The organism is Stenotrophomonas sp. P2112 (assembly GCF_041897515.1).
Lineage (GTDB): Bacteria > Pseudomonadota > Gammaproteobacteria > Xanthomonadales > Xanthomonadaceae > Stenotrophomonas > Stenotrophomonas sepilia.
This window is the reverse complement of the sequence record NZ_CP169216.1, coordinates 1,167,512-1,187,019: the sequence shown is the minus strand read 5'-3', so window position 1 is coordinate 1,187,019 and position 19,508 is coordinate 1,167,512. Positions and strand designations below refer to the sequence as shown.

18 protein-coding genes are annotated in these 19,508 nt (G+C 67.7%); 12 read left to right on the top strand and 6 right to left on the bottom strand.

Features of this window, described 5'->3' with window-relative positions:
• The first annotated feature begins 131 nt into the window (after positions 1–131).
• The 11 genes from mqo to ACEPA4_RS05520 all read left to right on the top strand — a co-directional run bounded on the left by mqo (position 132) and on the right by ACEPA4_RS05520 (position 12,866).
• Positions 132–1,823, top strand: coding sequence for a malate dehydrogenase (quinone) (mqo, locus tag ACEPA4_RS05570; RefSeq protein ID WP_005415670.1), 1,692 nt, complete (start codon positions 132–134; stop codon positions 1,821–1,823).
• 355 nt (positions 1,824–2,178) lie between these two features.
• The gene (locus ACEPA4_RS05565) at positions 2,179–4,386 is read left to right on the top strand and encodes a TonB-dependent siderophore receptor (protein ID WP_374083014.1); all 2,208 of its coding nucleotides are present in this window, start codon (positions 2,179–2,181) and stop codon (positions 4,384–4,386) included.
• A gap of 190 nt (positions 4,387–4,576) precedes the next feature.
• On the top strand, positions 4,577–6,220 hold the full coding sequence (gene mdcA / locus ACEPA4_RS05560; RefSeq protein WP_065185999.1) for a malonate decarboxylase subunit alpha: 1,644 nt from the start codon (positions 4,577–4,579) through the stop codon (positions 6,218–6,220).
• A gap of 10 nt (positions 6,221–6,230) precedes the next feature.
• The gene (mdcC, locus tag ACEPA4_RS05555; protein WP_065178127.1) at positions 6,231–6,551 is read left to right on the top strand and encodes a malonate decarboxylase acyl carrier protein; all 321 of its coding nucleotides are present in this window, start codon (positions 6,231–6,233) and stop codon (positions 6,549–6,551) included.
• Complete coding sequence (locus ACEPA4_RS05550) at positions 6,548–7,456, top strand: biotin-independent malonate decarboxylase subunit beta (protein WP_065178128.1); 909 nt, start codon at positions 6,548–6,550, stop codon at positions 7,454–7,456. Before mdcC ends, ACEPA4_RS05550 begins: the two co-directional genes overlap by 4 nt.
• Positions 7,457–7,458: 2 nt before the next feature.
• Positions 7,459–8,163, top strand: coding sequence for a biotin-independent malonate decarboxylase subunit gamma (mdcE, locus tag ACEPA4_RS05545; protein ID WP_262090042.1), 705 nt, complete (start codon positions 7,459–7,461; stop codon positions 8,161–8,163).
• Positions 8,156–8,797 (top strand): malonate decarboxylase holo-[acyl-carrier-protein] synthase, encoded by a 642-nt coding sequence (mdcG, locus tag ACEPA4_RS05540; RefSeq protein WP_065178129.1) that lies wholly within the window; start codon positions 8,156–8,158, stop codon positions 8,795–8,797. The genes mdcE and mdcG overlap by 8 nt, the downstream gene beginning before the upstream one ends.
• Positions 8,794–9,651, top strand: a complete 858-nt coding sequence (mdcB, locus tag ACEPA4_RS05535) for a triphosphoribosyl-dephospho-CoA synthase MdcB (protein ID WP_065186001.1) — start codon at positions 8,794–8,796, stop codon at positions 9,649–9,651. The genes mdcG and mdcB overlap by 4 nt, the downstream gene beginning before the upstream one ends.
• Entirely contained in the window at positions 9,648–10,568 is a 921-nt protein-coding gene (gene mdcH, locus ACEPA4_RS05530; RefSeq protein WP_065196560.1) for a malonate decarboxylase subunit epsilon, read from the top strand. The genes mdcB and mdcH overlap by 4 nt, the downstream gene beginning before the upstream one ends.
• Before the next feature lie 105 nt (positions 10,569–10,673).
• Positions 10,674–12,041: an SLC13 family permease gene (locus ACEPA4_RS05525; protein WP_049445977.1), complete on the top strand. Its 1,368-nt coding sequence runs from the start codon at positions 10,674–10,676 to the stop codon at positions 12,039–12,041.
• 105 nt (positions 12,042–12,146) lie between these two features.
• Complete coding sequence (locus ACEPA4_RS05520; RefSeq protein WP_065196561.1) at positions 12,147–12,866, top strand: GntR family transcriptional regulator; 720 nt, start codon at positions 12,147–12,149, stop codon at positions 12,864–12,866.
• A gap of 163 nt (positions 12,867–13,029) precedes the next feature.
• Here the strand turns inward: ACEPA4_RS05520 and ACEPA4_RS05515 are convergent, their stop codons facing one another.
• Positions 13,030–13,362: a hypothetical protein gene (locus tag ACEPA4_RS05515; protein WP_065196562.1), complete on the bottom strand. Its 333-nt coding sequence runs from the start codon at positions 13,360–13,362 to the stop codon at positions 13,030–13,032.
• Between the two features lie 152 nt (positions 13,363–13,514).
• Here ACEPA4_RS05515 and ACEPA4_RS05510 point away from each other — a divergent pair, with 152 nt between their 5' ends.
• The gene (locus ACEPA4_RS05510) at positions 13,515–14,462 is read left to right on the top strand and encodes a nucleoside hydrolase (protein ID WP_262090023.1); all 948 of its coding nucleotides are present in this window, start codon (positions 13,515–13,517) and stop codon (positions 14,460–14,462) included.
• Positions 14,463–14,466: 4 nt separating this feature from the next.
• Here the strand turns inward: ACEPA4_RS05510 and ACEPA4_RS05505 are convergent, their stop codons facing one another.
• The 5 genes from ACEPA4_RS05505 to ACEPA4_RS05485 all read right to left on the bottom strand — a co-directional run bounded on the left by ACEPA4_RS05505 (position 14,467) and on the right by ACEPA4_RS05485 (position 19,362).
• Positions 14,467–15,726, bottom strand: a complete 1,260-nt coding sequence (locus tag ACEPA4_RS05505) for an MFS transporter (RefSeq protein WP_065178134.1) — start codon at positions 15,724–15,726, stop codon at positions 14,467–14,469.
• A 184-nt stretch (positions 15,727–15,910) separates the two neighbouring features.
• Positions 15,911–17,224, bottom strand: coding sequence for an ATP-binding protein (locus ACEPA4_RS05500; RefSeq protein WP_139726810.1), 1,314 nt, complete (start codon positions 17,222–17,224; stop codon positions 15,911–15,913).
• Entirely contained in the window at positions 17,221–17,961 is a 741-nt protein-coding gene (locus ACEPA4_RS05495) for a response regulator (protein ID WP_005415664.1), read from the bottom strand. Before ACEPA4_RS05495 ends, ACEPA4_RS05500 begins: the two co-directional genes overlap by 4 nt.
• Positions 17,962–18,018: 57 nt before the next feature.
• Positions 18,019–18,564 (bottom strand): redoxin family protein, encoded by a 546-nt coding sequence (locus ACEPA4_RS05490; protein WP_065178136.1) that lies wholly within the window; start codon positions 18,562–18,564, stop codon positions 18,019–18,021.
• A gap of 3 nt (positions 18,565–18,567) precedes the next feature.
• Positions 18,568–19,362: an alpha/beta fold hydrolase gene (locus tag ACEPA4_RS05485; protein ID WP_005415662.1), complete on the bottom strand. Its 795-nt coding sequence runs from the start codon at positions 19,360–19,362 to the stop codon at positions 18,568–18,570.
• Positions 19,363–19,508 lie beyond the last annotated feature (146 nt).

The window sequence follows — 19,508 nt, the reverse complement described above, 5'->3', positions numbered from 1 at the left end:
TGCGTTGCATCAAAAAACGACCGGATCCGGTTAGAATCGCGGATGGATGCTGCAAGGCGTTGTTTCTTCACGCCCTTTCCCTGCCCCACGCGCATCCTGACCCCTTCCCCTCCGCCAACGATCCCGCCCCCATGAAGAAATTTGGCAAGGCCCTGCTCGCCCTGCTCGTGCTGCTGTTGCTGGCCGCCGCGCTGTTCCTGTACTGGCCACTGACCCAGCGCTCCGTGCCCGCCGCCAGCAACGACAAGCCCGTCGATGTTGTGCTGGTCGGCGCCGGCATCATGAGCATCACCCTGGCCACCTACCTGCAGGAACTGCAGCCGGACTGGAACATCCAGGTCTACGAACGCCTCGACGGCGTCGCCGGTGAAAGCTCCGATGGCTGGAACAACGCCGGCACCGGCCACTCGGCGTTCGCCGAACTGAACTACACCCCGGAACTGCCCGACGGCAGCATCGAGACCAAGCGCGCGGTCGGCATCGCCGAATCGTTCGAGGTCTCGCGCCAGTTCTGGTCGCACCAGGTGAAGGAAGGCCGGCTGAGCCAGCCCAGCGACTTCATCAACCCGACCCCGCACATGAGCTTCGTCTGGGGCGATGACAACATCGCCTACCTGCACAAGCGCCAGCAGGCCCTGGTGAAGAACCCGCTGTTCTACGGCATGCAGTACTCCGAGGATCCGGCGCAGATCAAGCAGTGGGCCCCGCTGCTGATGGAAGGCCGTGACCCGAAGCAGAAGGTTGCCGCGACCTGGATGCCGCTCGGTACCGACGTCAACTTCGGTGTGATCACCCGCCAGCTGACCGCCGGCCTGCAGCGCAGCCCGAACTTCAGCCTGCACCTGAACCATGAAGTGACCGCCCTGCGGCAGAACGCCGACAAGAGCTGGAACGTGACGGTGAAGGATCTCAAGGCCGGCACCGAAACCACCACTCACACCCGCTTCGTGTTCATCGGTGCCGGCGGCGCCGCGCTGAAGCTGCTGCAGATGTCGGGCATTCCGGAATCGAAGGACTACGCAGGCTTCCCGGTCGGTGGCCAGTTCCTCGCCTTCCAGGGCCAGGACGTGACCTCGCGCCATGGCGTAAAGGCCTACGGCATGGCCGAAACCGGTTCGCCGCCGATGTCGGTGCCGCACCTGGATGCACGCAAGCTGGACGGCAAGCCGGTGGTCCTGTTCGGGCCCTTCGCGCTGTACAGCACCAAGTTCCTCAAGCACGGCTCGTGGTGGGACCTGTATTCCTCGGTGACCCACAACAACGTTGGCCCGATGCTGGAAGTGGGCAAGGACAACCTGGACCTGGTGCAGTACCTGATGGGCCAGGCGCGCCTGAACGATGCCGACCGCCAGGCCGAACTGGTCAAGTACTTCCCAAATGCCAAGCCGGGTGACTGGAAGCTGGTCACCGCCGGCCAGCGCGTGCAGATCATCAAGCGCGATCCGCTGAAGGGCCCGGTGCTGCAGTTCGGTACCGAGATCGTGACCGACAAGGACCACACCATCGCCGCGCTGCTCGGCGCGTCGCCGGGCGCGTCGACCTCGCCGCCGATCATGCTGGACCTGATGGCCAAGGCCTTCCCGGACCAGATGAAGGCCGGTTGGGAAACCCGCCTGCGCGAGATCGTGCCGTCGTACGGGCGCAAGCTCAACGACAGCGCCGCACTGGTCAACGAGATCCGCACGCTGACCAGCCAGACCCTGCACCTGCCGTACCTGGAGGTGCCGGTGGATGCGAACGCGGCGGTGCCGGCTCCGGCCGCTGCGGCTCCGGCACCGGCGAAGGAAAAGCGCAATGCCAATGAGGAACTGCAGGCGCTGTAAGCCCGCGCGTTCCTTCGATGTAGACGGACGGCCACCTTCGGGTGGCCGTTTGTTTTTGTGCGAGGTGGGTCGGATCCCTCCCGCACGGGAGGGCTGTGACCTGCGATTGGGCGTCGATGATGGGGTCGGAGCCCATTGTCTGCAGCAACGGGATCCGACCCCGGCCCGCCACTGCTCCGCGCCGGGAAGCCCCTGCGCAATGACGCGAATTGTAATGTTGTTAAGAATTATTTACATTTGCACCCTGCGCAGTGATCGCGCCGCTCCAGATGGACCTGACCGTGCCCGAAGCCGCCGCCCCGGGTGCTGGACGACTGTTGCCGCCCTTCCCCCGTTTCCAAGCCTCGAGCCCACCATGCCCCTGCCTGTCCGTAACCGCCTGCCCCGCCGCGCGCTGCTGCCGGCTGCCCTGCTTTCGTCGCTGACCCTGCTGACCACGCCCGCCGCGTTCGCCGCCACCGATGCCGCCGGCGATGCCAAGACCCTGGACCGGGTCAGCGTCCGGGCCGAGCAGTCCGCTCCGCCGGCCAGCACCACGCGCCTGCCGATCACCCTGCAGGAAACCCCGCAGTCGGCCACCGCGATCAGCCTGCAGCGCCTGCAGGACGAATCACTGTTCAGCATCAACGATGTGATGCGCAACGTGACCGGCGTCAGCGTGTCCTTCTATGACACGCAGCGCCCGCTGTACTACGCGCGCGGCTTCGCCATCACCGACTTCCAGGTCGACGGCATCCCCACCTACAGCGGCTCCACCAACCAGGAATACGACACCGCCTTCTACGACCGCATCGAAGTGATCCGCGGTGCCAACGGCCTGCTCAGCGGCGCCGGCGTGCCGTCGGCCACGGTCAACCTGCTGCGCAAGCGCCCCGGCGAGGAATTCGACGCGTCGTTCGCGGTCAGCGCCGGTAGCTGGGACTACCGCCGCATGGAAGCCGACGTCACCGCGCCGCTGACCGATGACGGCCGTTTCCGCAGCCGCGTGGTCGCCGCTTACACCGATCGCGGGCTGTACTACGACCGTTACGACGAGAACAAGATGGCCGGCATGGCGGTGCTGGAAGGCGATGTCACCGACAGCACCACCCTCACCCTCGGCTACCAGACCCAGGACAACAACCCGACCGGTTCGACCTGGGGCACCGTGCCGTTCTTCGACAACCAGGGCAATTTCGCCCATCTGCCGCGCTCGACCAACCTGTCGCCGAAGTGGAGCTACTGGAAGCGCGAGAGCAACACCGCCTTCGCCAACCTGGAACAGCGTTTCGGCGACAACTGGCTGCTGAAGATCAACACCGCCTACACCCGTGGCAACGTGCAGAACGTGCGGCTGTACGGCACCGGGGAGCCGGACCCGGTGACCGGCTCGGGCATCTTCCTGCGTGCGGCCGCCGGTGATTCGAAAGACACCCGCCGCAATGTCGATGCTTACCTGACCGGCAACTTCCCGCTGTTCGGCCGCGACCACGACCTCACGGTCGGTGCCCAGTGGTCGGATCTGGAAGGGACCACGAACACCGTGGCGCTGAACTTCCCGAGCGACTGGGCAACGTGTGTCAGCGCCACGGGTGCACGCGAGCGCTGCTACTACATCCCCAACGTATACAGCTGGAACGGCGATATCTCCGAGGTGACCTACCGCCGCACCGGCGCGCGCCGCGTGGCCAAGACCACGCAGAGTGGCGTCTATCTGGCCACCCGCCTGCACCTGGCCGATCCGCTGTCGCTGATCGCCGGTGCACGCCTGAGCCGGTGGGAAACCCTCACCCGCTCCTACAACGCCGCCGGCGCCTATACCGGCACCAGCGGTGCGTACAAGGTGAGTGATGAAGTCACTCCGTACGTGGGCCTGGTCTACGAGATCACCCCGAACGTGTCGGCCTATGCCAGCTACACCGAGATCTTCAATCCGCAGAACTACAAGGACCGCAACGAGAACCTGCTGGCGCCGGTGCAGGGCTCGAACCTGGAAGCGGGCATCAAGACGCAGTGGTTCGATGGCCGCCTGACCGCAAATGCCGCTGTGTTCGAGGCCAAGCAGGACAACTACGCGGTGCGTGACATGGGCGTGCCGGAGGGTTCGCTCAGCGACGGCAGCTCGGCCTACATCGGCGTCAACGGTACCAAGGCGCGTGGCTGGGAGATGGATATCAACGGCGAAATCCTGCCGGGCTGGACGGTCAATGCCGGCTACACCCACGTCAAGGTCACCCGCGCCGCCACCGACCTGCTGTACGCCAACCCGCCCAAGGACCTGCTGCAGCTCAACACGCAACTGCAGCTGCGCGGTGCGCTGGAACGCCTGAGCATCGGCGGTGGCCTGCAGTGGCAGAGCAAGGTGCAGGGCTACAACATCGCCTACCCGCTGGGCGGCACGGTGACCGTGAACCAGCCGGCGTACATGCTGGTGCAACTCAATGCCAACTACCGCATCAGCGACAGCTGGACTGCAACGCTGAGCGTGCGCAACGCGCTGGACAAGACTTACTGGGCCAACCTGGACTACAACAACTACGGCGAGCCGCGCTTCGTGTCGGCCAGCCTGCGCTGGAAGTACTGAGCCACCTGCGAACCGGTGGGTGCCTGGTGGGTGCCGACCGTTGGTCGGCACGCCCTCCGCCACGACCCACCGTCGCGGCCTACCTGAATGAGCCCGCCTCCGCGCGGGCCCTTCTTTTTTGCTGCAATGCAGGTTGTACCCACTTCGTAATTATGCCGTAATTATCCCAACACCCGTCGGAAGCCGGTCAATGAACCCGAGCTGGGATACGTTGGAACGCAGTCGCCAGGCCCGCCTGGAACGTGCCGCGCCGTGGGCCCGGGGACGCGAGGTCGCCAGCAGCGACGTCGGCGAGTTGCTGCACGCAGTGCTGGAGCCAGGCGACAAGGTCTGCCTGGAGGGCAACAACCAGAAGCAGGCAGATTTCCTCGCCCAGGCGCTGGCCGACCTCGACCCCGCCCGCGTGCATGATCTGCACATGGTGCAGTCGGTCCTCTCACTGCCCTCGCACCTGGACGTATTCGAGCGTGGCATCGCCTCGAAACTGGATTTCTCGTTCTCCGGCCCGCAATCGGTGCGACTGGCCAACCTGGTGGCCGAAGGGCGCATCCAGATCGGTGCCATCCACACCTACCTGGAACTGTTCGGCCGCTACTTCATCGACCTTACGCCGCGCGTAGCGCTGGTCGCCGCGCAGGCCGCCGACCGCCACGGCAACCTCTATACCGGGCCGAATACCGAAGACACGCCGGTGATCGTCGAAGCCACCGCCTTCGGTGGCGGCATCGTCATCGCCCAGGTCAACGAGATCGTCGACAGCCTCCCCCGCGTCGATGTTCCTGCGGACTGGGTCAACTTCGTGGTGCAGGCGCCGAAGCCGAACCATATCGAGCCGCTGTTCACCCGCGACCCTGCGCAGATCTCCGAGATCCAGGTGCTGATGGCAATGATGGCCATCAAGGGCATCTACGCCGAGTACGGCGTGAATCGTTTGAATCACGGCATCGGCTTCGATACCGCCGCCATCGAACTGCTGCTCCCCACCTACGCAGAATCGCTCGGGCTGAAGGGAAAGATCTGCCAGCACTGGGCGTTGAACCCACACCCGGCACTGATTCCGGCGATCGAATCGGGCTTCGTCAGATCGGTGCATTCGTTCGGTTCGGAACTGGGCATGGAGAAATACATTGCCGCGCGGGGCGACGTGTTTTTCACCGGCGCCGACGGCTCGATGCGTTCCAACCGCGCGTTCTCGCAGACCGCAGGCCTGTATGCCTGCGACATGTTCATCGGTTCCACCCTGCAGATCGACCTGCAGGGCAACAGCTCCACTGCCACCCGCGACCGCATCGCCGGCTTTGGCGGCGCACCGAACATGGGCTCGGACGCGCGCGGCCGCCGCCATGCCAGCGAGGCCTGGATCAAGGCCGGCCAGCAGGCCGCACGCCCGGGCGAGATGCCACGCGGGCGCAAACTGGTGGTGCAGATGGTGGAAACCTTCCGCGAGCACATGGCCCCGGCATTCGTTGACCGCCTCGACGCCTGGGAACTGGCCGAACGCGCGAACATGCCGCTGCCGCCGGTGATGATCTACGGCGACGACGTCAGCCATGTGCTGACCGAGGAAGGCATCGCCAACCTGCTGCTGTGCCGCACCCCCGAGGAGCGCGAACAGGCGATCCGTGGCGTGGCCGGCTATACCGCCGTGGGCATCGGGCGCGACCGCGCGATGGTGGAGAACCTGCGCGACCGCGGCGTGATCCGCCGTCCCGGTGACCTCGGCATCTCCGTGCGCGATGCCAGCCGTGACTTGCTGGCGGCGCGTTCGGTGAAGGACCTGGTGCGCTGGTCCGGCGGTCTGTACGACCCGCCCAAGCGCTTCCGCAACTGGTAAGGGGCTGAGCATGGAAACCCTCGACTATCGATTCGAAGGCCGCACCGACGTGCCGTTCGCGCGCGATGCGGTGCTGGTGGGCGTGCTGGCGTCAGGCAACCTGGAAATCCTGCTGGAACCGGCGGCGCAGCAGGGCGCGATGACGGTGCGCGTCATCACCGCCGCGCAGGGCTTCGGCAGCATCTGGCAGGCGGTGATCAACGACTTCGCACAGCGTCATCCGCTGCGCGATGTGCGCGTCTCGATCAACGACGCCGGTGCGACCCCGGCCGTGGTCAGCCTGCGCCTGGACCAGGCCGTGGAAACCCTGCTGGCCGGAGGCGCGCCATGAACCACGTACAGCGCCACAGCTATTACGAAGCCGATGCGCGCGAGCGCATCGCCGGGCTGGTCGACGCCGGCTCGTTCCACGAGTTCCTCGGCCCGGCGCGACGGATGATGAGTCCGCACCTGGCCCAGCTCGACCAGCCGGCCGCGTTCGACGATGGCATCGTCGTCGGCGAGGCCAGGATGCAGGGCAAACACGTGCTGCTGGCCGCACAACAGGGTGAATTCATGGGCGGCGGCGTGGGCGAAGTGCATGGCGCCAAGCTGACCGGGCTGCTGCGCCGTGCGGCGTACACCCGCCCTGACGGCGTGCTGCTGCTGCTCGATACCGGCGGCGTGCGGCTGCACGAAGCCAATGCGGGCCTGATTGCGATCTCCGAGATCATGCGCGCCACCCTGGACGCGCGTGCAGCGGGCGTGCCGGTGATCGCGCTGATCGGCAGCGGCAACGGCGCCTTCGGTGGCATGGGCATCGTTGCCCGCTGCTGCAACACGGTCATCATGTCCGAGGAAGGCCGGATGTCGCTGTCCGGACCGGAGGTGATCGAAACCGTTCGCGGCGTGGAAGAGTTCGACTCACGCGATCGCGCGCTGGTCTGGCGTGTGACCGGTGGCAAGCACCGGTACCTGATCGACCAGGCGCAGGTGCTGGTGCCCGATGCCCTTGAAGCATTCGCGCTGGCCGCACGCGACGCGCTGCACCCCGATGCGGGCAGCACTGACCCGGATGCTGCACTGGCCGCATTGCAGGAACGCCATGCGGCCTTGAAGGCGCGCGTGCGGGCCTGGGGCGATTGCCGCGATGGCCTGGAGATCTGGGCGCGGCTGGGCATTGCCCACCCCGAACGCCTGCCACTGCTCGACACCGATGAATTCCTCACCGCCACCGGCGACCGGAGCCTGCCATGAGCATGCCGTTGCAGACACTGCTCGATGCCCTGTTTCCGCATGGGCATGCCATTGCGGTGAGCGATTCGGTGCTGACCGGCAGCGCCACCACCGACAACGGCGATGTGACTGTGATCGGCACCGCCAACAAGCTCGAGGTGGGCGTGGACCACGCACTGGCACTGGCCGAAACGGTGCTGGCCAGCACCGCCGCGCATCCGCAGCAACCGATCGTGATGCTGGTCGACACCGCCGGCCAGCGCCTGGCACGCCGCGACGAACTGCTCGGCATCAACGGCTGTTTCGCGCACCTGGCGCAGACGCTGGATCTCGCGCGTCGACGTGGCGCGCGACTGGTCACGCTGGTCTACGGTGAATCCGTCAGTGGTGGCTTCCTCTCGTTCGGGCTGATGGCCGACCACATCCATGCCCTGCCGGATGCGCAGGTGCGGGTGATGGACCTGCGCGCGATGGCCCGGGTGACCAAGCAGCCGCTGGATAAACTGCAGGCGCTGAGCCAGACCTCACCGGTGTTCGCACCGGGCGTGGAGAACTACGTGGCGATGGGTGCGGTGGAATCGTTGTGGGAGGGTAATCTTGCCCAGCAGCTTCTGCAGGCCCTGCGCACGCCCGCCCATGGCGACCGCCGCGCAGTGCGCGGAGCCGAACGTGGCGGGCGCATGCTTGCCGCACGCGTGGCTGAAGCCGTGAGCCAGGGCGATGCCTGAGCGGCTGCCCCGACATACGCTGGTCTGGCTGTCAGCGCACGCCGGCTGGCAGGCGGACATCGCCGCGCATGAGTCGCGCTTGGCCGACTGGTTTGCACAGGGCCGGCCGGCCATCGTCGCGCGGCGTGCCGCCGACGATGCCGATCCACGCCTGCGTCTCGGCGTGCCGCTGCCGCCCGCCGAGGACAAACTGCGCCTGGCCCTGCGCGTGCCAGCACACGATGTGCTGCGCACCACGCCGCCGCCGGCACTCCAGGCGGTGCTGAAAGGCGACGTTCCGCAGGACTGGCGGCGGCCCCTTGAAGTGCTGCAGAACATCGCTGAGGCGCGCGTATTCGGTGCCTTCGCGTGGCAGCACCTTACTGGCCTGCGCTATGTGCACGCGCGCTCGGACGTCGATCTGCTGTGGCCGATCGACACCACCGCGCAGGCCGATGCCCTGGCTGCACGGCTACAGGCATGGGAAGCCGAACACGACCGGCGGGTCGATGGCGAGCTGTGCCTGGGCGGCGACGCCGCCGTGAACTGGCGGGAGTACGCCGGACGCAGCCGCGAGGTACTGGTCAAGCGCCTCGATGGTGCCGCACTGGAACTCCGCGATGCGTTGTTCGCCTCCGCCGGGGTGAGCGCATGAACGCCGTCGTGCAATCGGCAGTCAGGCCGGCAGCTGCCGTGGACAGCGCGCGTCTGGGGCGCCTCGCCGTCGCCAGCCTGCATGCGGAGCTGGCGCTGGCACCCAAGCCCGGACTGGTCACGCCATTCGACAGCGGCAGCCATCACGACATGGACGCCGGCACGTTCCTGCGCAGCCTGTTCGCACTGCGCCACTACTTCACCGCCGTGGCCCGCCTCGGTGCAGCCGGGACGGACTTCGACGCCTTGCGCCGGTGTGGCATCGCCGCCGAGATCGCGATGCTGCGCGCGACCGCCGGCGTCAATACCCATCGTGGCGCGGTCTTCAGTCTCGGCCTGCTGGTGGCGGCCGCCGCGGCCTGTCGCTCCCGCCTGGGCCATGCCGCCACGGGCGAGCAGGTCTGCCAGGAAGTGTGCCGCTGGTCTGCCGAGCTCGCCGACGCACCTCTGGATGCGAACAGCCCTGGCCAGCGCGCGCGCGCACGGCACGGCGTGCAGGGTGTGCGCGAACAAGCGGCCACCGGCTATCCGCTGCTGCGCGGCGTGGCATTGCCTACTATGCGTCACGCGCTGGCCAGCGGCCTGCCACGCGAGGCCGCGATGTGCCAGACCCTGATGCAGCTGATCGCGTGCGTGGATGACCTCAACCTGCTGCACCGTGGCGGCGCCGACGGCCTGCGCTGGGCCCAGCGGCAGGCCCGCACCTTCCTGGAAGCGGGCGGTACCTTCGCGCCGGACTGGCGGACACATCTGCGTCGCATCGGTGATGGCTTCGTCGCGCGCCGGCTGAGCCCGGGCGGCAGCGCAGACCTGTTGGCCTGCAGCGGGTTCCTGCTGCTGCAGGAGCGCGCATGAGCCTGGCCCTGCTCTGCCCCGGCCAAGGCGCGCAGCATGCAGCGATGTTCGACCGCGTGCGCGATCTTCCGGCTGCGCGCCACACCCTTGATCGGGCCAGCACGGTGCTCGGCCGCGATGTGTTTTCCGCCGCGGCGGCCGACGACCGTTTCGACAATGCGCAGGCACAACCGCTGCTGTGCGCGGCCACTCTGGCTCAGTGGCAGGGGCTGCGCGACAACGTGCCAACGCCGACGCTGGCCGCCGGCTACAGCATCGGCGAGTTGGCCGCGCATGCCATCGCCGGTAGCTTCGATGCGGCCACCTGCCTTGCCCTGGCGGCGCAGCGCGCGCAGTTGATGGACGGCGCCAGCCCGGCCGATGCAGGCCTGCAGGCGGTACTTGGCCTGGAGCGCCATGTACTGCAGCCACTGTGCGATCTGCACGGTGCGTACGTGGCCATCGCCAATGGGCAGGACCATTTCATCGTGGGCGGCACGCACGCCGCATTGCAGCGGCTGGCCGGTGCCGCACGGGCGCAGGGTGCCGGCATCCGTCCGCTGCCGGTGCACGTGCCTGCACACACACCGTTGCTGGCGGCGGCGGTAGCACCGTTTGCTGCCGCACTCCATGCCTCGCCACTGCAGGCCCCACGCCTGCCGCTGCTGGCCGGCATCGATGCGCGACCGGTGCGGGATCGCGCAATGGCGGTCCACACGCTGTCGGCGCAGCTGGCGCAGACCATCGAATGGGCGCAGGTGATGCGCCAGGCCTTCGAGCGCGGCGCGCGGGTTTTCCTGCAGCTGGGCCCGGGCAACGCGCTGGCGCGCATGGTCGCACCGGCCTATCCGTGCTGCGAAGTGCGCGCGGTGGAAGAGTTCCAGAGCCTGGAAGGCGCCGCGGCGTGGGTCCGCAGTGCGCTGGAGCGGCTGCAGTAACGGGTTCGAGCAGTACGTATCACGCAACACGCAGTACGTCGCCTTACCCCGGGGATGGCGGGTCTCCATCCGCGCTGTACGTGAGTCACGTGTCTGGGAGGGCGCATGAGTCCACAAATCGCAACGATCATCGGCCTGGTGATCATGTTCATCGTCGCCACGGCGATGCCGATCAACATGGGCGCGGTCGCCTTCGCGTTGGCCTTCATCATCGGTGGGCTGTGGGTCGACATGGGCGGCAAGGAGGTCCTGGCCGGCTTTCCCGGCGATCTGTTCCTGACCCTGGTCGGCATCACCTACCTGTTCGCCATCGCGCAGAAGAACGGCACCATCGACCTGCTGGTGCACTGGGCTGTAAAAGCCGTGCGCGGCCATATCGTGGCCATCCCGTGGGTGATGTTCGTGATCACCGCGGTGCTGACCGCGTTCGGTGCGCTGGGCCCGGCGGCGGTCGCGATCATCGGTCCGGTCGCGCTGCGCTTTGCCAAGCAGTACAACATCAACCCACTGATGATGGGCCTGCTGGTCATCCACGGCGCACAGGCGGGCGGCTTCTCGCCGATCAGCGTGTACGGCAGCATCACCAATGGCGTAGTGCAGAAGGCCGGGCTGGAAGTGACCGAGATGGCGGTGTTCCTGACCAGCCTGGGCTTCAACTTCATGATGGCGACGATCTGCTTCTTCGCCTTCGGTGGCATCGCCCTGCTGCGTCGCGGCTCGATCACCGCGGCAGGAACGATCGGCAATGCCGAACTGGCGATGGCCGGTGGCCCGCAGGCGTCGTCGCGCCAGTTCGCGATCGAAGGCCATGGCGCGCTGGTCGCAGCAGGCGGCGGCACGCTCAGCAATGATCCGGCGGCACTGGATGCGGTGGGCCTGACCCGCGAACGGTTGTTCACCCTGATCGGCCTGCTCGGCCTGGGCGTGGCCGCGCTGATCTACAACCTCAACGTCGGCCTGGTCTCGATCACCGTCGCGGTGGCGCTGGCGCTGCTGTCGCCACAAAGCCAGAAGGGCGCGGTCGATGGCATCAGCTGGTCCACCGTGCTGCTGATCTGTGGCGTGGTGACCTACATCGGCGTGCTGGAACATGCCGGCGCGGTGGACTTCATCGGCAATGGCGTGTCCGACATCGGCATTCCGCTGCTCGGCGCGCTGCTGGTCTGCTACGTCGGCGGCATCGTCTCCGCATTCGCCTCGTCGGCCGCAGTGCTGGGCGCCACGATTCCGTTGGCGGTGCCGTTCCTGATGCAGGGTCACCTCAGCGCCGCCGGCGTGATCTGCGCGCTGGCGGTGTCGTCCACCATCGTCGATGTCAGCCCGTTCTCCACCAATGGCGCACTGGTGGTGGCCTCGGCAGCGAAGGAAGAGCGCGAAACCCTGTTCCGCCGCTTCCTGGTCTACAGCGGTCTTGTGGTGGCGCTTGGACCGCTGCTGGCCTGGCTGGTATTCGTGGTGCCCGGCTGGATGTAACCGCCCAGCGGTAGTGCCGGCCGCTGGCCGGCAATCCCATGAAGCCATCCAGCGATCACGGGTTGCCGGCCAGCGGTCGGCACTACCTGGCGGTACACTTCCTCCATGGCCATTGCCCCCGCCCCGCGATCACCGAAGAAGCGCGCGCCTCTGTATGAAGAGGTGGCCGACCACGTGCGCGAGCGCATCTACGACTACCGGCTGCCGCCGGGCGAGTGGATCGACGAGCCCGCGCTGTGCGAAGAACTGGGCATCAGCCGCACGCCGCTGCGCGAGGCGTTGAAGCTGCTGGCCGCCGAAGGCCTGGTACAGATCGACGCAGGTCGTGGCAGCCGGGTCACCCGGTTGACGCTGGAAGACCTCAACCAGCTGTTCCCGGTAATGGCCATGCTGGAAGGCCGTTGCGCACACGAGGCGGTCAGGCACATCGACGATGCCGGCGTGCAACAACTGGAGGCCCTGCATGCGGCGATGGAAGCGGCGGCGGCCGAGGGCAACATTGCCGAGTACTACCGCAACAACTACCTGATCCACGAAACCGTGCAGCATTACGCGGGCAATCCGTGGCTGATCCGCATCACCCACGACCTGCACCGCATCCTGAAGATGCATCGCGGCCGCCAGCTGCTGACCCCGGGCCGCACGGCGCAGTCGCTGGCCGAACACCGCGAGTTGATGGAGTGCTTCCGCCGCCGCGATGCGCAGGCTGCCGAACGCACCATGGAGCGCCATCTGCTCAGCCAGGGCCAGGCATTGGCCGCCTATGTGGCAGCGGGCGGGTTGTTGAACGTGCCAGCGCCCTTGCCGACCGAAGGCGGCGGTTGAGCGGATGAGGTTGCCGGCCAGCGGCCGGCACTACCGGCCGCAGCCAACCGCTGTTCTGTAGAGGCGGTTGAGCGGATGAGGTTGCCGGCCAGCGGCCGGCACTACCAGGGCGTGACCTCGGCTGGGTAGTGCCGGCCGCTGGCCGGCATCCTGGAACATCTCGTCAATCGCCACCACCGCAGCTGCCGCCGTCACCGCTGCCACCGTCGCTGCTGCAGTCGGAGCTGCTGTGACTTTGATGGCTGTAGCTGTCGCCGGATTGGCCGCCCGGATGATCGTAGCCATCGCCGAAACTGTTGTCGCCCCGGATCCCGGAGCCATCGGCCGTAGCCACCGCCATGCACAGGATGGCGCCGACCAGCGGCAGCAGCCAGACCAGCAGCAGCTGCACCGTCCGGCCACCCGCCGACAGCCCATCACGCCTGACGATCACCACGGTGGCCACCACGTTCAGGCCCAGCACCAGCAGGACCAGCAGAAGGGCAACGATCAGCATTCGGCGACTCCATGCCTGGACTGGAGGCATTATGGCCTGCCACCCCGGCAATGGCCCTGCCTGTCATGAAGATGGGACAATGTGGGGGCGCGCCGGCCTGCCCCGTGGCCGCCGGCGCCCCTCGCACCACACGGAAGAAGAAGAACAACAACATGCTGAAAGTCATTTTCGATACCGACCCGGGCGTCGACGACGCCCTGGCCCTGCTTTACCTGCACAAGCACGCCCAGATCGACCTGATCGGTGTCACCACCACCTTCGGCAATGCCTCGGTGGAGTCGACCACGCACAACGCGCTGTACCTGAAGCAGGCCTGGGGCTTCGCCGCCCCGGTCGCGCGCGGTGCCGATGGCCCGCTGCAGCCGGAAGCCACCCCGGAAGCGTGGCCGGTGCACATCCACGGCCACAACGGCCTGGGCAACCACCCGGTGCCGGCCAGCCTGGACGTGGCCGCCGATGCCCGCCCGGCCCATCAGCTGATCATCGATCTGGTCCGCGCCCATCCGGGCGAAGTGACCCTGGTCGCGGTCGGCCGCATGACCAACCTGGCCTTGGCCCTGCAGCAGGCCCCGGACATCGCCGGCCTGGTACGCGGCGTGGTGATCATGGGCGGCGCCTTCCACGTCAACGGCAACATCACCCCGGCCGCCGAGGCCAATATCTGGGGCGATGCCGAAGCCGCCGACGTGGTGTTCACCGCCAGCTGGCCAGTCACCTCGATCGGCTTGGACGTGACCACCCGCGTGGAAATGGACCGTGACGGCCTGGATAAGCTGGCCACCATCGGCGGTGCCGACGCCGAGCTGGTCCGTGCGCTGTCGCAGGATTACGTGGACTTCTACCTGCAGGCCGGCCACAAGGGCATGGTCGTGCATGACTGCTGCGCGTGCATCGCGCTGACCCGCCCGGAACTGTTCCAGTTCGAGCGCGCCAGCGTGCGCGTGGCCACCGACGGCGTCGCCCGCGGCATGACCATTCCCAAGCCGGAAGGCCTGGCATTCGGCCCCAGCGTGTGGGACGGCCACGTGGTGCAGTCGATCGCCATCGGTGTGGATGCGGCCGCGGTACTGGCCGACATCGAGCAGACCCTGAAGGTCTGACCGGCTAGCGCCTGGCCCTGCCCGGGACCGTCTCGGGCAGGGTCCACAGCACCGGCAGCACCAGCACCGCCACCAGCGCGATCATCGCGCCCGGCGCCGCCGCCCAGCCGCTGCGTTCCACCCACCATTGCGCCAGCCACGGCGTCGCACCGCCGAACACCGCCGTGGCCATGGTTACCCCCAGTGCCAGCCCGCTGACCCGGCCTTCGCCGGGGAACTGCTCTGCCGTGGCCGGGGCCGCCACCGCGCTTACACCGCCGGCCACGCAGGCCAGCAGCACCGCCGCCAGCACGATGCCCAGCGCCGTCGCCTGTGCCATCCACGCAAACAGGGACAGCGGCAGCAGCGCTGCCAGCACGGTCAGGCCCAACAACACCGGACGTCGTCCGATGCGGTCCGACAATGCGCCACACAGGGGCGTGATCGCGATCACTGCCACCGCCGCGATCGTCGACAGCCACAGTGCGTCACCCTCATCGTGGCCCTGCGCGTGCAGGAATGCAGGCACATAGGTGATGCCCACGTAGTAAGTGATCGATCCCAGCGCCGAAATCGCGAACGTGCGCGCCACCGCCAACGGATGATGCCGCAGCACATGCCGCAGTGGTGTGGCGGGAATGCTGCCTTCGCGGCGCTGGCGCTCGAACTCCGGCGACTCGTGCATGCCCGAACGCGCAATCAGGATCACCAGCGCAAGCGCGGCGCCGACGAGGAACGGAATCCGCCAGCCCCAACGGTCCAGCTGCGCGGTGGGCAGCAGCGCGACGGTAAGTGCAGAGATCGCCACCGCCAGCAGTGCGCCCACTTCGCTGGCCGCCGAAGCCAATGACGTAACCAGGCCGCGTCGGCGCGCCGGTGCGCTTTCCAGCAGGTACGCCACCACGCCGGTATATTCGCCGCCCACCGAGAACGCCATCACGCAGCGCAGCACCAGCAGCAGCACGCCGGCCGTGGCGCCTGCGGTGGCCGCGGTCGGCAGCAGCGCAGTGGCCAGCATTGCCGCTGCCATCAACGCCATCGACGCCAGCAACATCCAGCGTCGGCCGAGCCGGTCACCCAGGTGACCAAAGCACAGCGCGCCCAGCGGACGCATCAGGTAGGACACCGCGAAGCCGGCCAAGGTCACCAGCAACGCCTGCTCGCCACCGCCGAAGAACACCCGCGACAGCACCGTGGCGAAGTACAGGTACAGGGTGAAGTCGTACCACTCCACCACCGTGGACAGGCCCGCCACCCACATCGAGCGCTGCCGCGCCGCCGTCATTGCGTGTTCGCCTTCAACAGCCTCGGTCCCGGTTGGGCAGGTTCCGCGCAGCGTGGCATGGACAGGGTGAAATGCCGGTCATCGGCTGTCGGCTGCGTGCATGCACTGAGTTTCATGACCGGTGAAGCGCTCACCGCCAAGGCCGAAGCAGAAGCATCCTTGCTGGAACACAAGGCCGGGCAACTCAGCCCGGCAGCTGCAGTTCCGCCCGCAGGCCGCCACCCTCGCGGTTGTGCAACCGCAGCGAGCCGCCCAGCGACTGCGCCAGCTGCACCGCGATGGCCAGGCCCAGGCCGGTCCCGCCGGTATCGCGATTGCGCGAGCTTTCCAGCCGGTGGAACGGCGCCAGCACTGCCTGCAGCTGGCCCTCGGGAATACCGGGGCCACGGTCGGAAATGCTGATCCAGACCCTTCCGGCCTTATCGCGGCCCGCCTCGATCTCGGCGGCGCCGGCGTAGCGCAATGCGTTGTCGACCAGATTGCCGACCACGCGGCGCAGCGGCTGCGGCCAGGTCTGCACGACCAGTCCAGCGGGCGCACCGCCAGTGACCGGCTTGCCCATGTCCTCGTAGTCGCCGACCACACTGGCGAGGAACGCGCCCAGGTCCATCGACACCGGCGCGCCAGCGGCAACGTGGCTGCTGCGCGCATAGGCCACGCCCTCACACACCAGCTGCCCAAGGTGATCGAGGTCGGCCAGCAGGCGCTGCTGGGTGCTGTCTTCAGGCAGGGTCTCCACCCGCAGCTTCATGCGCGTGATGGGGGTCTGCAGGTCATGCGAGATCGCGGCCAGGATCTGCAGGCGCTCACTGACATGGCCACGAATGCGTGCCTGCAGTGCATTGAGTGCAGCCGCCGCGCCGCCCACTTCCGCAGGGCCATCTTCAGGCAGTGCAGGCCCGTCCTTGCCCGGCTGCAGATGCTCCACCGCATGCGACAGCTGCTGCAGCGGGCGCAGGGCCAGGCGCACCGCCAACCACGCGCACACCAGCAGCAGCGCCAGCTGCACCAGCAGCACGGCGGGCAGCCAACGTGCCAGCGGCAGGCCCGACGGAGTGACTTCAATGGTCAAGGGTGTGCCGTCGTGCAGGCGCAGTTCCACCTCGAACCGCTCCGGCAGGCGAGCCACCTGGCGCGCCTGCAACGGATAGCGGTGCTGCAGGCTGTCGTCGATGATCGCCGTGACCTGGCGTGCACGATCGGTCTGCAGCCCTGGTCCGGCCGCGGCCGGGCGCAGCAGGTAACGGTAGGTGCGCCGCTCCAGCCGCGGCACCCAGGCCTCACGCTGCGCCACAGGCAGGTGCTCCAGCAGCGCGACACTCACCGCCACATCCTCGTCGAGGTTGCGCAGCATCATGCTACGGGTGGACTGGTAGCGTTCGAAGAACAGCAGGCCGAAGGACAGCGCGTGGGCCAGGGTGAGTCCGCCCAGCAGGACCAGCAGCAGCCGCGCCGACAGCGTGCGCGGCCAGCGTGGACGGCGTGCGCAGGTGTTCATTCGTCCGGCCCCAGCAACTGCACCGGCACGCTGAACACATAGCCTTCGCTGCGCACGGTCTTGATGTAGGTCGGCTCGCGCGCGTCGTCACCCAGTCGCTGGCGCACGCGGCTGACCAGCAGGTCGATCGAGCGATCAAACAGTTCGGCATCGCGGCCCTGGGTGAGGCTGAGCAGCTGGTCACGGCTAAGCACCCGATTGGCGTGGTCGAGGAACACGCGCAACAGGCGGAACTCGGCGCCACTGAGCGGATACGCAGTGTCCTGCGCATCCAGCAGATGGCGCGCGGTGGTGTCCAGGCGCCACTCGCCGAAGGCGAGCTGGCGCCCGGCCTCGCTCACCTGCAGGTTCGGCGGCAGCATCTGCGTGCGGCGGATCACGGCGTTGATGCGCGCCAGCAGTTCGCGCGAGGAAAAGGGCTTGGTCACGTAGTCGTCAGCGCCCATTTCCAGGCCGATGATGCGATCGGTTTCGTCATCGCGGGCGGTCAGCAGCACCACCGGCACCGCACGATGCTTGCCGGCGCGCAGGTTGCGGCACAGGCTCAGGCCGTCCTCGCCCGGCATCATCACGTCCAGCACCACCAGATCCACCGCATGGGTATCCATCAGCGCGCGCATGGCCCGGCCACCGTCGGCCTGGCTCACGCGCAGGCCGTTGCGCTGCAGGTAGTCGGCCAGCATCTGGCGGATCTCGCTGTCATCGTCGACGACCAGGATGTGCGGTACATGGTTCATTGCGTTCTCGATGAAGACGGAGGCCAGGGCCGCGCTGCGCGGCCATGGTAGCGCGGCTCAAGGGCTGGCCAGCAGGCGCTGGATCTCGCTTTCGGTACGTGCGTAGTCGCCCTCGCCGTAATGGCGGTAGACCACCCGCCCCTGCCGGTCGAGCAGGTACAGCGCGGGCCAGAAGCGGTTGCCCCAGGCGTTCCAGATCCGGTACTGGTTGTCCTGCACCACCGGCCAGGTGATATCCAACCGCGCGATGGCCTTGCGCACGTTGCCGGGCAACCCTTCATAGGCGAATTCCGGCGTATGCACGCCGATCACCTTCAGGCCCTGCGGCGCGTAGCGTGCATGCCACTGGTGGACATACGGCGCCACGTTGAGGCAGTTGCTGCAGGTGTAGGTCCAGAACTCGACCAGCACCACCTGTCCCCGCAACTGCTTCAGTGTGAGCGGTGGGCTGTTGTGCCAGGGCCCGCCACCGTCGAACCCGGTGGCGGGAACGGCCTGTGCCGGCCGCGCATCGGCCTCCGGGCTGGGCCATGCCAGCAACAACACCGCTCCGCCCAGCAGGCCCAGCAGCAGCGGCCGTGCGTACCCTCGCAGTGCGGCCATCGCTCAGCCCCCCTGCTCGGCCAGCGGCAGCTCCACCGGCTTCACCCCCGCCGCTTCCAGGATGCTGTCGGCCACCTGCGCCGGATGCGAAAGCAGCGACACATGGCTGCTGCCGATCGATTGCAGCTGAGCACCGATGCGACGTGCGGTCGCGGCCTGCAGCTGTGGCGACAGCATGCGGTCATCACGGCTGAGCACGTACCAGCTCGGCTTGCTGCGCCAGGCCGCCACGTTCACCACCTCGCCCAGCGCGCTGGCCTTCAACGGGACCTGCGTGCTGTACAGCAGTGCGGCCGACTTTTTCATCACGTCCGGGGCGAAGTCCTGGGCGATGGCATCGGCCGGCAAGGTCAGGTAGCCATCCCTCTCCTGCAGCCGGGCCAGGCCCGGCCCGACCGGGAAGCCTTCGCCCTGTTGCGCCGAAGACTGCCCTGCATCCGGTGCGAAGGCCGCCACGTACACCAGCGCCTGCACCTTCGGGTCATTGCCCGCTTCGGTGATGACCGTGCCACCCCAGCTGTGGCCGACCAGCACCACCTTGCCAGGCGCGGCGGCAATCGCGCGGCGGGTGGCCGCCACATCGTCGGCCAGTGAGGTGAGCGGGTTCTGCACCGCCACCGCCGGCACCTTCCAGTCGTGCAGCGTGGTGAGGACCTTGCTCCAGCTGGAGCCATCGGCGAAGGCGCCGTGCACCAGGATGACGGTGGGCGGTGCAGCGGTATCGGCCTGGGTAGCGAAGGCGGGGGCGGCAGCGCCGGCCAGGGCGAGAGCGGCGGCAAGCAAGGAGGTACGGATCATGGGTGTCACTCCGGTGTTGGGAGTGGCCATTTCCGCCTGCCGGTGTATCGGCGCTGTTTCTCCGTGGCGCGGAGTTGTACCGGACTGTAGGGCGCAGGCGGGTTTCTACACTGGGATACATTTGCGCGACGGGCCAGGCCGGCTAC

Coding starts and splice junctions, on each gene's coding strand:
- mqo (WP_005415670.1), top strand. CDS start 132: ATGAAGAAATTTGGCAAGGCCCTGCTCGCCCTGCTCGTGCTGCTGTTG.
- ACEPA4_RS05565 (WP_374083014.1), top strand. CDS start 2,179: ATGCCCCTGCCTGTCCGTAACCGCCTGCCCCGCCGCGCGCTGCTGCCG.
- mdcA (WP_065185999.1), top strand. CDS start 4,577: ATGAACCCGAGCTGGGATACGTTGGAACGCAGTCGCCAGGCCCGCCTG.
- mdcC (WP_065178127.1), top strand. CDS start 6,231: ATGGAAACCCTCGACTATCGATTCGAAGGCCGCACCGACGTGCCGTTC.
- ACEPA4_RS05550 (WP_065178128.1), top strand. CDS start 6,548: ATGAACCACGTACAGCGCCACAGCTATTACGAAGCCGATGCGCGCGAG.
- mdcE (WP_262090042.1), top strand. CDS start 7,459: ATGCCGTTGCAGACACTGCTCGATGCCCTGTTTCCGCATGGGCATGCC.
- mdcG (WP_065178129.1), top strand. CDS start 8,156: ATGCCTGAGCGGCTGCCCCGACATACGCTGGTCTGGCTGTCAGCGCAC.
- mdcB (WP_065186001.1), top strand. CDS start 8,794: ATGAACGCCGTCGTGCAATCGGCAGTCAGGCCGGCAGCTGCCGTGGAC.
- mdcH (WP_065196560.1), top strand. CDS start 9,648: ATGAGCCTGGCCCTGCTCTGCCCCGGCCAAGGCGCGCAGCATGCAGCG.
- ACEPA4_RS05525 (WP_049445977.1), top strand. CDS start 10,674: ATGAGTCCACAAATCGCAACGATCATCGGCCTGGTGATCATGTTCATC.
- ACEPA4_RS05520 (WP_065196561.1), top strand. CDS start 12,147: ATGGCCATTGCCCCCGCCCCGCGATCACCGAAGAAGCGCGCGCCTCTG.
- ACEPA4_RS05515 (WP_065196562.1), bottom strand. CDS start 13,362: ATGCTGATCGTTGCCCTTCTGCTGGTCCTGCTGGTGCTGGGCCTGAAC.
- ACEPA4_RS05510 (WP_262090023.1), top strand. CDS start 13,515: ATGCTGAAAGTCATTTTCGATACCGACCCGGGCGTCGACGACGCCCTG.
- ACEPA4_RS05505 (WP_065178134.1), bottom strand. CDS start 15,726: ATGACGGCGGCGCGGCAGCGCTCGATGTGGGTGGCGGGCCTGTCCACG.
- ACEPA4_RS05500 (WP_139726810.1), bottom strand. CDS start 17,224: ATGAACACCTGCGCACGCCGTCCACGCTGGCCGCGCACGCTGTCGGCG.
- ACEPA4_RS05495 (WP_005415664.1), bottom strand. CDS start 17,961: ATGAACCATGTACCGCACATCCTGGTCGTCGACGATGACAGCGAGATC.
- ACEPA4_RS05490 (WP_065178136.1), bottom strand. CDS start 18,564: ATGGCCGCACTGCGAGGGTACGCACGGCCGCTGCTGCTGGGCCTGCTG.
- ACEPA4_RS05485 (WP_005415662.1), bottom strand. CDS start 19,362: ATGATCCGTACCTCCTTGCTTGCCGCCGCTCTCGCCCTGGCCGGCGCT.